General features: G+C 73.1%; 14 protein-coding genes. All 14 read right to left on the reverse strand.

From position 1 onward, the window contains the following. Nucleotides 1-11: 11 nt before the first annotated feature. Complete coding sequence (lgt, locus tag E4K62_RS08510) at nt 12-995, reverse strand: prolipoprotein diacylglyceryl transferase (protein WP_135066197.1); 984 nt, start codon at nt 993-995, stop codon at nt 12-14. A 36-nt stretch (nt 996-1,031) separates the two neighbouring features. After that, nucleotides 1,032-1,832, reverse strand: a complete 801-nt coding sequence (gene trpA, locus E4K62_RS08515; RefSeq protein WP_135066200.1) for a tryptophan synthase subunit alpha — start codon at nt 1,830-1,832, stop codon at nt 1,032-1,034. Continuing rightward, nucleotides 1,829-3,091: a tryptophan synthase subunit beta gene (trpB, locus tag E4K62_RS08520; RefSeq protein WP_135066203.1), complete on the reverse strand. Its 1,263-nt coding sequence runs from the start codon at nt 3,089-3,091 to the stop codon at nt 1,829-1,831. Before trpB ends, trpA begins: the two co-directional genes overlap by 4 nt. Then, entirely contained in the window at nt 3,088-3,864 is a 777-nt protein-coding gene (trpC, locus tag E4K62_RS08525; protein ID WP_135066206.1) for an indole-3-glycerol phosphate synthase TrpC, read from the reverse strand. The genes trpB and trpC overlap by 4 nt, the downstream gene beginning before the upstream one ends. 2 nt (nt 3,865-3,866) lie before the next feature. Further along, nucleotides 3,867-4,097: a DUF6704 family protein gene (locus E4K62_RS08530; RefSeq protein WP_135066209.1), complete on the reverse strand. Its 231-nt coding sequence runs from the start codon at nt 4,095-4,097 to the stop codon at nt 3,867-3,869. An 88-nt stretch (nt 4,098-4,185) separates the two neighbouring features. Next, nucleotides 4,186-4,770 (reverse strand): Trp biosynthesis-associated membrane protein, encoded by a 585-nt coding sequence (locus tag E4K62_RS08535; protein ID WP_135066212.1) that lies wholly within the window; start codon nt 4,768-4,770, stop codon nt 4,186-4,188. Continuing rightward, entirely contained in the window at nt 4,767-5,126 is a 360-nt protein-coding gene (gene hisI / locus E4K62_RS08540; protein ID WP_135066215.1) for a phosphoribosyl-AMP cyclohydrolase, read from the reverse strand. Before hisI ends, E4K62_RS08535 begins: the two co-directional genes overlap by 4 nt. Continuing rightward, nucleotides 5,123-5,887: an imidazole glycerol phosphate synthase subunit HisF gene (gene hisF / locus E4K62_RS08545; RefSeq protein ID WP_135071136.1), complete on the reverse strand. Its 765-nt coding sequence runs from the start codon at nt 5,885-5,887 to the stop codon at nt 5,123-5,125. The genes hisI and hisF overlap by 4 nt, the downstream gene beginning before the upstream one ends. A 17-nt stretch (nt 5,888-5,904) precedes the next feature. Further along, nucleotides 5,905-6,747, reverse strand: a complete 843-nt coding sequence (hisG, locus tag E4K62_RS08550; RefSeq protein WP_135066218.1) for an ATP phosphoribosyltransferase — start codon at nt 6,745-6,747, stop codon at nt 5,905-5,907. Between the two features lie 44 nt (nt 6,748-6,791). Next, a complete protein-coding gene (locus E4K62_RS08555; RefSeq protein WP_135066221.1) occupies nt 6,792-7,055 on the reverse strand; it encodes a phosphoribosyl-ATP diphosphatase in 264 nt (87 codons plus the stop codon). Between the two features lie 34 nt (nt 7,056-7,089). Beyond that, on the reverse strand, nt 7,090-7,779 hold the full coding sequence (gene rpe / locus E4K62_RS08560) for a ribulose-phosphate 3-epimerase (RefSeq protein ID WP_135066224.1): 690 nt from the start codon (nt 7,777-7,779) through the stop codon (nt 7,090-7,092). 51 nt (nt 7,780-7,830) lie between these two features. Then, a complete protein-coding gene (locus tag E4K62_RS08565; RefSeq protein WP_135071139.1) occupies nt 7,831-9,195 on the reverse strand; it encodes an RsmB/NOP family class I SAM-dependent RNA methyltransferase in 1,365 nt (454 codons plus the stop codon). A 2-nt stretch (nt 9,196-9,197) separates the two neighbouring features. Continuing rightward, entirely contained in the window at nt 9,198-10,118 is a 921-nt protein-coding gene (gene fmt / locus E4K62_RS08570; RefSeq protein ID WP_135066227.1) for a methionyl-tRNA formyltransferase, read from the reverse strand. Nucleotides 10,119-10,126: 8 nt separating this feature from the next. Continuing rightward, nucleotides 10,127-12,097, reverse strand: coding sequence for a primosomal protein N' family DNA-binding protein (locus E4K62_RS08575; RefSeq protein ID WP_135066230.1), 1,971 nt, complete (start codon nt 12,095-12,097; stop codon nt 10,127-10,129). Between the last annotated feature and the right edge of the window lie 11 nt (nt 12,098-12,108).

Here is a 12,108-nt window from a genome sequence, read left to right on the forward strand (position 1 = left end):
CAGAAGATGTCCTAACTCGTGGCGGTCGTGCTTGTGGCGCTGCCGACGCGGGTCTCCGTCGCGGGCGGCTCGCTCACGTCGACGAAGTCGTTGGGGTCAGCCGATTGTACAGCGCCTTTCGCCTCCGCTTCGCGTCCCGGCTTGTACGGCGACGGCTCGTAGCCGGGGTGGCGGCGGCGCTGCACGAAGAAGATCACCAGACCCAGCACCACGCCCGCGATCGCGGCCCACACGTTGGTGCGCAGACCGAAGTAGATCTCGCTCGGATCGATGCGGATCGACTCCCACACGATGCGCCCGGCGCTGTACCAGATGAGGTAGACCGCGAACAGGCGCCCCCACTGCAGCCGGAAGCGCCGTCCAGCCCACAGCAGCACCGCCACGCCCAGTAGGTTCCAGATCACTTCGTAGAGGAACGTGGGGTGGAACAGCGTGCCCGGCTCCAGGCCTGCCGGGAAGGCGGGGTTGTCGGAGTCGATCTCCAGTCCCCACGGCAGGTCGGTGGGCTGGCCGAACAGCTCCTGGTTGAACCAGTTGCCGAAGCGGCCCAGCGCCTGCGCCAGCAGGAGCCCAGGAGCGATCGCGTCGGCGAGCGTCCAGAAGCGGATCCCGGTCCAGCGGCACCCGAGCCACGCGCCCACGGCGCCGCCGATCAGGGCGCCGTAGATGGCGATGCCGCCCTCCCAGATCCGGAAGACCGCCCACACGTCCGCGCCCTCGCCGAAGTAGAAGCCGGGGTGGGTCAGCACGTGGTAGATCCGCGCGCCGATGATCGCCAGCGGAACGGCGAGCAGGGCGATGTCGATGACGACCCACGGCTCGGCGCCGCGGCGGGTCAGGCGCGCATTGGTCAGCAGCATCGCGGCGATGATCCCCACGATGATGCACAGGGCGTAGAAGTGGATCCGCAGCGGGCCGAGGTCGATGTAGCTGATCTCGGGGCTCGGGATGCTGCCGAGCACGCCACTGAGGGCGCTCGAAGGGGCGAACGTCATGGGTTCGAGTCTAGGGCGCGCAGGGCGTGCGGGTGATCAGCGCGACGCGGGCTGCCGCACGGTGCCGCCGGCGAGGGCGCGGGCGGTCTCGCCGAGGCCGTCCACTCCGCGGTCCCGCAGTGCGCGCACGAGTGCCGTGCCCACGATCGCGCCGTCGGCGTAGTCCACGACGCCGGCGACGTGGTCGGGCGTGGAGATGCCGATGCCCACGCACGCGCGCTCGGCTCCCGCCGCGCGCAGGCGTCCGACGAGCGTGCGGGCGGCAGCATCCAGGTCGGCCCGCTCGCCGGTGATACCCATCGTCGACACGGTGTACACGAAGCCCGTGGATGCCTCGGCGATCATGTCCAGTCGTTCGTCGCTGGAGGTGGGCGCGGCGAGGAACACGCGGTCAAGGCCCGTCCGCTTGCTCGCGGCGATCCACTCCCCCGCCTCTTCCGGCGTGATGTCGGGTGTGATCAGACCCGCCGCTCCGGCGTCCACCAGCGCGTCGGCGTATCGGTCGACGCCGTACTGCACGACGGGGTTCCAGTACGTCATGACCAAGACCGGGATCTCGACCCGGCTCGTGATCTCCGCGAGCGCGGGGAACAGGTCGCGCAGCCGGAAGCCGCCCGCCAGGGCCGCCTGCGTGGCCTCCTGGATGACCTCGCCATCCATGACGGGGTCGCTGTAAGGCGGACCGATCTCGAGCACGTCCGCGCCGCTGCGGGCCAGCTCCACGGCGGCTTCGATCCCGGTGCGCACATCGGGGAAGCCGGCCGGCAGGTAGCCGATGAACGCGCCGCGGCCCTGCGCGTGCGCCGCGTCGATGGCGGCGGCGACTCGCGAGGTCACAGCTCCACGCCCTCTCCGCTGGCCGCCTCGTCCGCGGGCGGGACGTTGACGATCTCGGCCTGCTGCGCGTCGTACAGCTGGAAGTAGCGCGCGGCGGTGTCCATGTCCTTGTCCCCCCGGCCCGACAGGCAGACCGCGATCACCGCGTCGGGGCCGAGCTCGGGCCCCAGGCGCAGCGCTCCGGCCAGAGCGTGCGCCGACTCGATCGCCGGGATGATGCCCTCGGTCCTGCTGAGCAGGCGCAGCGCCTGCATGGCCTCGTCGTCGGTGGCCGGGATGTACTGGGCCCGGCCGATGGAGGCGAGCCACGCATGCTCGGGCCCGACCCCCGGGTAGTCCAGGCCGGCCGAGATGGAGTGCGACTCGACGGTCTGGCCGTCCTCGTCCTGCAGCACGAACGTCCGCGCACCGTGCAGGACGCCCGGCCGACCCCGCTCGATCGAGGCGGCGTGCCGCGGCGTGTCGACGCCGTCGCCGGCCGCCTCCACGCCGTACAGGCGCACGTCGTCATCGTCCAGGAAGGCGTCGAACATCCCGATCGCGTTGGATCCCCCGCCCACGCAGGCGAACACCGCGTCCGGAAGCCGGCCGACCTCCTCGAGCAGCTGGGCGCGGGCCTCCTCGCCGATCACCTTCTGGAAGTCGCGCACCATCGCGGGGAACGGATGCGGGCCTGCCGCCGTCCCGAAGATGTAGTTGGTCGTCTCCACGCTGCCGACCCAGTCGCGGTACGCCTCGTTGATGGCGTCCTTGAGGGTGCGCGAACCCGTGCGCACCGGGATGACCTCGGCGCCCAGGAGACGCATCCGTGCGACGTTGAGAGCCTGGCGCTCGGTGTCGACCTCGCCCATGTAGATCGTGCAGTCGAAGCCGAAGAGGGCGGCGGCGGTGGCCGTGGCCACCCCGTGCTGCCCCGCGCCGGTCTCGGCGATCACGCGGGTCTTGCCCAGTCGGCGGGTCAGCAGTGCCTGGCCGAGGACGTTGTTGATCTTGTGCGAGCCGGTGTGGTTGAGGTCTTCGCGCTTGAGGAAGATGCGAGCGCCGCCGGCGTGCTCGGCGAAGCGCGGCACCTCCGTGATCGGCGAGGGGCGCCCGGCGTAGCTGTGCAGCAGACCGCGGAACTCCTCCAGGAAGGCGGGGTCGGCCATGGCCGATTCGTAGACGGCGGTGAGCTCGTCGATGGCGGCGATGAGGGATTCGGGCATGTAGCGCCCGCCGAAGTCCCCGAAGAACGGGCCGGTTTCCGAACGCAGGCTCATGCGGATGCTCCCAAGAAGGCACGAAGGGTGGCGACGGGGTCCCCGGTGACGAGGGCTTCCCCGATCAGCACGGCGTCGGCGCCGGCTGCGCGGTAGTGGGCGACGTCGTCGGGGCTGAGCACGGCCGATTCGGCCACCTTGATCGCGTCGGCCGGCAGACGGTCGACGAGGCGTCCGAACAGGTCGCGATCCAGGGCGAACGTCGACAGGTCGCGCGCGTTGACCCCGACCAGGCGCGCTCCGATGTCGGCGGCGCGCGCAGCCTCGTCGGCGGAGTGCGTCTCCACCAGCGGGGTCATCCCGAGGTCCAGAACGAGCTGGTGCAGTTCGGCGAGCAGCGGCTGCTCGAGCGCGGCCACGATCAGTAGGACCAGGTCGGCGCCGGCCGCACGGGCTTCCAGCACCTGGTAGGGCGTCGCGATGAAATCCTTGCGCAGCACCGGCAGCGAGACGGCGGCCTTGACCGCCTCGAGGTCGGCGAGGCTGCCTTTGAACCGGCGCTCCTCGGTGAGCACCGAGATCGCGGATGCGCCGCCCTCCTCGTACAGCCGGGCCTGGGCGGCGGGGTCGGGGATGTCGGCGAGGTCGCCGCGCGAGGGGCTCGCGCGCTTGACCTCGGCGATGATCCGGACGCGGTCGGCCGGTGCGAGCGCGGCCAGCGCGTCACGCGCGGGCGTCTGGCTGAGCGCGGCACGCTCGACCTCGGCCGGCGGCCGCACGAGGGACCGCCGCTCGGCGTCCTCCACGGCGCCGGCGGTGAGGTCGGCGAGCATGTTCAATGCTCTTTGGGGGTGTACTTCGCGCCGCCGACGCCGTAACCGGCCTTCGACATGCCCCAGCCCACGAGCAGGCCCACGACCACCAGGGCGGCGGAGGCCCACACGAGCCACTGGAGATCGAGGAAGAACGCGGTGGTCCCGATCGCGATCGCGACGAGCATGATCGTCACGGCCGTCCACGCGGCCGGCGAGTGTCCGTGACCGGGGTCGCCGATGTTGCTGCTCATGGGTCTCCTTCGGGTGCGGGCACGGCGTGTCGTGTGCCGTGCAAGTCTATCGGTGCCTCCGCCGCCTCCGAGCACGGCGCGGCCGGGCTCAGCGCGTGGGGTCCTCGCCGCGCGAGAGGTCGTCCCACGAGTCGATGGCGTCGGACGGTCGTGAGCCCGCCGGCCCCGGGGCCGTGCGGTATCGCCGGTCGGCACCGCTGCGCCAGCGGCGTGCCGTGACGATCGTGAACAGGCTCGCGGCGGCCAGAACGATCTGCGCGGCGAGGGTCAGCGCCGGCCACGGGGTGGTTCCGATGCTCTCCACCAGGCGCCCCACGCCCTCGACGCCGGAGATCCCGGTCGCCGCGCTCACGGTGGCGGCGACCGCGGTGACCGGCGGCGCGAATGCGATGACCGCCGACAGCCATCCCAGGACGGCGGCGATGGCGAGCCCGATGGCTCCGAACATGACGCGCACGACGGTGCCCACGATCGACAGCGCCGCCCCGAGTGCCAGTGCGGCGAGGCTGAGGGGCGTCAGGACCGGCAGGGCCGCGGCTCCGGGGACCAGGAGCGGCTCGGCGGAGCCGTCGGCGAGCACGACGGTGAGCCAGGTCTGGGTCGCCGAGATCACGCCGGTCGCCCCCGCAGCGAGGGTCGCGACGACGGCGATGAGACGCGCGCGCCGGATCATGACGTCGCGTCCGCCACCGGCTCGAGGTCGTCCGCGTCGAAGCACGTCCGGGTGCCGGTGTGGCAGGCGGGGCCCACCTGTTCCACCTGGATGAGCAGCGCGTCTCCGTCGCAGTCCAGGCGCGCGCCGCGCACGAGCTGGATGTGACCGGAGGTGTCGCCCTTACGCCAGTACTCCTGCCGTGACCGCGACCAGAAGGTCACGCGCCCGCTGGTGAGCGTCCGGCGCAGCGCCTCGGCATCCATCCATCCCAGCATGAGCACCTCGCCGGAGTCCCACTGCTGGATGATCGCCGGCGCGAGTCCTTCGGGAGTGAAGGCCACCCGCGCGATGCGCTCTTCCACGCTCTCGGTCATCGGCGCACCTCGATTCCGTCCGCGGCCAGGGCCGCTTTCACATCTCCCACGGTGAGGGCGCCCGTGTGGAACACCGATGCGGCAAGCACCGCGTCGGCGCCGGCGTGGATGGCGGGGGCGAAATGCTCCACCGCTCCGGCGCCGCCCGAGGCGATGACGGGGACGCTGGCGACCTCGCGCATGAGCGCGACCAGTTCCAGATCGAAGCCCGCCTTCGTGCCGTCGGCGTCGATGGAGTTCACCAGGAGTTCGCCGGCGCCGCGCTCGATCGCCTCACGCGCCCACGCGAGCGCGTCCAGTGAGGTCTCGGTGCGACCGCCGTGGGTGGTGACCACGAAGCCGGAGGGGGTCGTGGCGGACCGCTTGACGTCGAGGGAGAGGACGAGGACCTGCGCCCCGAACCGGTCGGCGATGTCATCCACGAGCGAGGGCCGGGCGATCGCGGCGGAATTGACGCCGACCTTGTCGGCGCCCACTCCGAGGAGCCGGGCGACGTCGTCGGCCGAGCGGACGCCGCCGCCGACGGTGAGCGGGATGAAGACCTCTTCCGCGGTGCGCCGGACGACGTCGTACGTCGTCGCGCGCTCGTCCACCGTCGCTGTGACGTCGAGGAACGTGATCTCGTCGGCGCCCTGATCGAAGTACAGCCGGGCCAGCTCCACCGGGTCGCCCATGTCGCGGAGGTTCTCGAAGTTCACGCCCTTGACCACGCGACCGGCGGCCACATCCAGGCAGGGGATGACGCGGCGGGCGAGGGACATCGTGAGGGCCTGCCCGGTCACAGCCGCGCCGCGTGGATCTCGGTCACGAGGATCGCACGGGCTCCGATGGCGTACAGCGCGTCCATCACCTGGTTCACGCCGCGGCGGGGGCTCATGACGCGCACCGCGACCCATTCCGGATCGCGCAGCGGCGAGATGGTGGGCGACTCGATCCCCGGCGCGACGGCGACGGCGTCGTCGACCAGCCGCGCGGGCAGGTCGTAGTCGATGAGCACGTAGCGGCGGGCCACGAGGACGCCCCGCAGGCGCCGCAGCAGGGTGTCGGTGCCCTCGGCGTCGCGGGGACCGGCGATGAGCACCGCCTCGGAGTGCAGCAGCGCCGGGCCGAAGATCTCCAGCCCCGCCTGACGCAGCGTCGTGCCCGTGGACACGACATCGGCGACGGCATCGGCGACGCCCAGTTGCACGGCGGATTCGACCGCGCCGTCCAGCGGGACCAGGTCCACGGCGATGCCGCGTTCGTCGAGGAATCCGTCGACCAGACCCGGATAGGCCGTCGCCACGCGGGTGCCCTCGAGGTCGGCGAGCTCGGTGAAGCGTCCGGGCGGGCCGGCAAAGCGGAAGGTGGAGTCGCCGAAGCCGAGCGCTTCGATCTCGCGCGCCCCGGGCATGCGGGCATCCAGCAGGAGATCGCGGCCGGTGAGGCCCACGTCCAGGGCGCCGGAGCCGACGTAGGTGGCGATGTCGCGAGGGCGGAGGTAGAAGAACTCGACCTCGTTCGCGGGGTCGATCACATGGAGGTCTTTGGGGTCACGCCGGCCGGTGTATCCGGCCTCCGAGAGCATCTCGGAGGCGGTGTCGGCGAGCGAGCCCTTGTTCGGCACGGCGATGCGCAGCATGACGGGGCTTTCGTAGGAGGGGTGAACGGGCCGGCGAGGGATGCTCAGAGATGTCGGTAGACGTCCTGGAGGGTGAGGCCCTTGGCGAGCATGAGCACCTGCAGGTGGTACAGCAGCTGGGAGATCTCCTCGGCCGTGGCGTCGTCGGATTCGTACTCCGCGGCCATCCACACCTCGGCGGCTTCCTCGACGACCTTCTTGCCGATCGTGTGGATTCCCGCATCCAGTTGCGCGACGGTCCCCGAGCCGGCGGGACGCTCGGTGGCCTTCGCGCTCAGCTCAGCGAACAGGGCGTCGAAGGTCTTCACACAGCCAGAGTATCGAACCTGCGGCGCCTCCCGGTCAGGGTGCGGCGTGGTGACGGCGCGCGAGGGTGCGCAGGTGCGCGATCGCGGCGTCCGGATCGTCGGATCCGAACACGGCCGATCCGGCGACGAACGTGTCGGCGCCCGCCTCGGCGGCCTGGGCGATCGTGGACTCGGAGATGCCCCCGTCGACCTGGAACCACACCGCCGAGCCGCGCCGTCGCGCTTCGGCCACGAGCGCACGCAGCTTGGGCATCGTCTCCGCGCGGAAGGACTGACCACCGAACCCGGGTTCCACCGTCATGACCAGGACCTGGTCGAACTCGTCGAGCACGTCGTACAGCGACTCCCCCGCTGTGTCCGGCTTGATGGCGACGCCCGCGCGCGCTCCGGCGGCGCGCAGTGTCCGTGCGAGGGTCACCGGCTCGGCGGAGGCCTCCAGATGGAAGGTGACAGAGGCCGCCCCCAGTTCGGCATACCCGGGTGCCCAGCGCTCGGGTTCGTCGATCATGAGATGCACGTCCAGCGGCACGGGGCTGGTCTCCTGGATGCGCCCGACCATCTGCGGACCGAACGTGAGGTTGGGGACGAAGTGGTTGTCCATGACGTCCACGTGCACGAAGTCCGCCCCGGCGATGCGCGCGAGCTCGGACTGCATGTTCACGAAATCGGCGGCGAGGATGCTGGGGTTGATCCGGACGGCGCCGGACTCGCGGGAGGGGGTCACTGCTCCATTATCGTCACCGCGTCCATCGTCACGGCGTCCATCGGGACGGTGTCACGCGCGCTTGCGCAGCAGCGCGATCGACATCGCATCGGTGCCGTGCCGGTGCGGCCACAGCTGTGCGCGCCCGGATCCGTCACTCTGATCGGGCAGCTCGATGGGAGATCGGGAGACCTCGCGCAGCACGGCGCGCGCGTCGAGCTCCTCGACGGCGTCCCCGAGCTCGCGGCGGACGTCGGCGACGACGCCGGCGGTCTCGGCCAGGTGCGGCGAGCACGTGACGTACGCGACGATGCCCCCCGGGCGCAGCCCCTCCACCGCGGCGAGCACCAGCTCGCGCTGCAGCGTCGCCAGCGGCGGCACGTCGGCGGGCGTCTTGCGCCACCGCGCCTCCGGACGCCGCCGGAGCGCGCCGATGCCGGTGCACGGCGCATCGACGAGGATGCGGTCGTAGGCGCCCGGCGTGGAGGCGGCGCGGGTGCGCCCGTCCTCCTCGGAAACGGGGACCTCCATCGGCACGGCCGCCACCGAGCGGCGCACCAGTTCGGCCCGCGCCGGGACCAGCTCGTTGGCCTCCAGCGACGCGCCGGCAGCCAGCGCTTCGGCCGCCAGCAGGGCCGTCTTGCCGCCGGGACCTGCGCACAGGTCCAGCCACCGCTCCCCAGGGCGGATCGCGCTCGCGCGGCTGAGGGCGAGAGCCGCCAGTTGTGAGCCCTCGTCCTGCACGCGGACGCGCCCGCCGCTCGCCGACACGGCGGCATCGGGATCCCCGCCGGCCAGCGGGAACGCGTACGGGGAGTACCGGCCCCGTGGCGCGTCTGCGGGCACGGGCGCGAGTCCCGGGAGGGCGGCGAGGGTCACGCGCGGCGCGTCGTTGTCGGCCATGAGCAGCGCGTCCAGCTCGTCCGCACGGTCTTCGGCGGCCAGGGCGCGGCGGAAGGCGCGGACGATCCACACGGGATGCGAGGAGGCGAGGGAGATGCGCTCGTCGTTCGAACGCGCAGACTCGCCCACGCGCTGCAGCCATTCGCCGGGCGTTCCGCGCGCCACGCGGCGGAGCACCGCGTTGGCGAACCCGGCGGCACCCTTCCCGGCGGCGCGGCGCACGAGCTCGACGGATTCGTTGACGGCGGCGTGCGAGGCCACGCGCGTGGACAGGATCTGGTGCACGCCCAGGCGCAGCGCGTCGCGGACGGGCGGATCGATGTCCTCGATCCTGCGGTCGGCGGCCAGGGCGATCACGGCGTCGTAGGTGCCGCGTCGGCGCAGCGTGCCGTAGGTGAGCTCGGTCGCGAGGGCGGCGTCCTTGGCGTCCAGACCGGCGCGCCCGATCGCGTGCGGCAGCAGGAGGTTCGCGTACGCGTCGGCCTCGTCCACGGCGCGCAGGACGTCGTAGGCGACGCGTCGTGCGCCCTGCACGCTCACGATCCCACCCGCGGACGCTCGGCGCGCAGGCCTCGCCACCAGTCGCCGGCGGCCATGGCGCCTCGGCCGGCCGGCTGCACCGTGACCAGCTGCACGGGGCGCGTGGCGGTCCCGGCGAGGACGCGGCGGTCGGCGAGGGCGAGCTCACCGGGCGCGAGCGCCGGCGCGTCGGCAGCTGCGGCGGCGGCCTGCACGATCTTCAGTCGCGCGCCGTCGACGGTGGTGTGCGCGCCGGGTTCGGGGGTCACGCCGCGGATGCGGGCGAGGATGCTGTCCGCGTCCGCCGTCCAGTCGACCGCGCCGTCGGCGAGGGTGAGCTTGGGGGCGAAGGTGGGTTCTCCGACCTGCGGGACGGCGGCGGCGCGGCCGTCGGCGATGTCGTCGAGGACGCGAGCGAGCAGCCCGGCGCCCGAAAGCGCGAGCGCGTCGAGGGCCTCGCCGGCGGTGAGGTCGCCTGCGGGAGTGGCCTCCTCGGCGAACACCGGTCCGGCGTCCAGCTCAGGGACGAGCTGGAACACGCTGGCACCGAGGGTGTCGTCGCCGGCGATGAGCGCCCGCTGGACGGGTGCTGCCCCCCGCCAGCGCGGGAGCAGGGAGAAGTGCAGGTTGATCCATCCGTGCGCGGGGGTCGACAGCAGAGGTTCGCGCACCAGGCCGCCGTAGGCGACGATGACGCCGAGATCGGGGGCCAGCGCGGCCACGGCGCCGGTGACTTCGGCATCCAGCCGGTCGGCCTTGATCACGTCGATCCCCAGGTCGGCCGCGGCCTGCGCCACCGGAGACGGCGTGAGCACGCGCTTGCGACCGAGCGGGGCGTCGGTGCGCGTGAGCACCGCGACGACCTCGTGCGGTCCGGCCGCCAGGGCGCGCAGGGAGGGGGCGGCCGCGGTGGGCGTGCCGGCGAAGACGAGGCGCATGGTTCTCCTCACAGGTCCGGTTCGGGGATGTCGAACCGGACTCTGAGTGTATTGCGGGCAGGGGTGCCCTTCCCGCGCGTGCGGGCACGCGCCCGTGCGGCGTCGGCCACGACGGCTGCCCGCAGGCTCTCCGCGACGGCGCGGCCGGTGGCGTAGTCGAAACGGACGAGGGCGCGCGCGGTGGGCGTGTCGGAGGCGCTCGTGCGAGGGACGGGTCCGAGGATCGCGTGCGGCCCGAGGTCGGGCACCTCCGCGCGCAGCTCCGCCAGCGCCTCGTCGACGGCGCGGAGGGGGCCCTCCACCGAGGCCAGCCGCACGGCGGGCGGCATGTGCAGCGGTGCGCGTTCGGCGAGCTCGCTGCGGGCGTAGGTGGCCTGCGTCCACGTGGCCAGGGCGCGGGCGACCGGCCCGGTGACGCCGACGAGGTGCACGGGTGCGCCGGGCGCGGCGAGGGCGGCGGCATCGGACCACCAGCGCAGGCAGTCCTCGCCGATGCGCAGCGCTTCGGACAGCAGCATCCGCTCGCCGTCGAGCAGGACGATCGCCGCGTACCCACCGGGGGCGAACGGCTCGGCACCGCGCGTGGCGACCACGAGCGCCGGCCGGGCCTCGATCTCGGCGACGGGATGCGCGCCGTCGGAGACGATCACGCGCACGCCGGGGAAGGCGCGCCCGAGCTCGTCGGCCGTGCGCTCGGTGCCGGAAGAGGCCATCCGCAGCTTCTCCGACTGGCAGTGGGGGCACGTCCATCCGTGGGCGGCGCGTCCGCACCACGCGCACGTGGGGACCGCGCCCGGACGCGCCGCGCGCAGCGGACCCGCGCACGCCGCGCAACGCGCCGGACGCCGGCACTCCGCGCACACGAGCGAGGGCGCATATCCCGGGCGGGAGACCTGGACGAGCACCGGGCCGTGCGCAACGGCCTCGCGCGCGGCCTGGAAGGCGCTCGAGGGCACGCGTGAGCCGCGCTCCCCTTCCCGGGTCGCGCTCAGCACCACCCGGGGCGATGTGCGGCGGGCGGCGGCGATCTCGCGCACCCAGCGCACGTCCACGAGGCGCTGGACGTCGGTCGTGCGGGTGTGACCGGCGAACAGCAGCGCCGACCCCTCCAGCTCCTGGCGCACCAGGGCGGCGTCCCGGGCGTGCACGCCCGGGCTCAGCGGCTCCGACAGCAGCGGGTCGCCGTCGTCCCAGATCGCGACGAGGCCCGCGCGTACGGGCGCGTACACCGCCGAGCGGCGTCCGATGACGATGCACGGCGCGTCGGCCAGGGTGCGCAGGAACTGCGCGTACCGCGCCGGCCCGGACTGATCGGAGTCGTCGCGGACGACCGCGTCCGGCGGGACGAAGGCCGCCAGCGCGCGCTCCAGCTGCGCCTGGTCGCGGTAATCGGGCACGACGAGGATGGCACTGCGCCCGTCGGCCAGCTCGCGTGCCGCAGCCGCCGCCAGGAGCACCGCCCACGCCCCGGCCGGAACATCGCGCGCGGGCCTGGGCGGAGCATCCACGGCCATGCGCTCCCCCGCACGGATGCCCGCGGTGAGTTCGGGGTACTCCGCCAGCACGGCGTCAGCGCGGGCGAGCGCGTCCGCGTCCACCTCCGGCGGGCCCGGCGGATCGGCCGCCAGCCACGCCTTCTCGGCGCGGACCATGCGCTTGGGGATCGCCAGGCGCAGGATGTCGGCGGCCGAACCGGCGGCGCGATCGGCGACGCGGCGGGCCAGCGCGTACAGCGCGGGGGGCAGCACCGGCACGGTGGACACGACGGTCTCGAGCATCGAGAGCGGGCGATCGCCGTCGTCCTCGTCGTCGACCTCGACGACGAACCCGTCGATCATGCGTCCGGCCGAGCGCAGCGGGACGCGCACGCGCACGCCGGGTTCTACGTCGACGCCGTCCGGGAGGGCGTAGTCGAACAGCCGGTCCAGCTGCGGCAGGGGGGAATCCAGCAGCACGCGCGCGACGCGTCGGGCGGTCATGTGCTCGCCCC

The organism is Microbacterium wangchenii, from assembly GCF_004564355.1.
GTDB classification, from domain to species: Bacteria; Actinomycetota; Actinomycetes; order Actinomycetales; family Microbacteriaceae; genus Microbacterium; species Microbacterium wangchenii.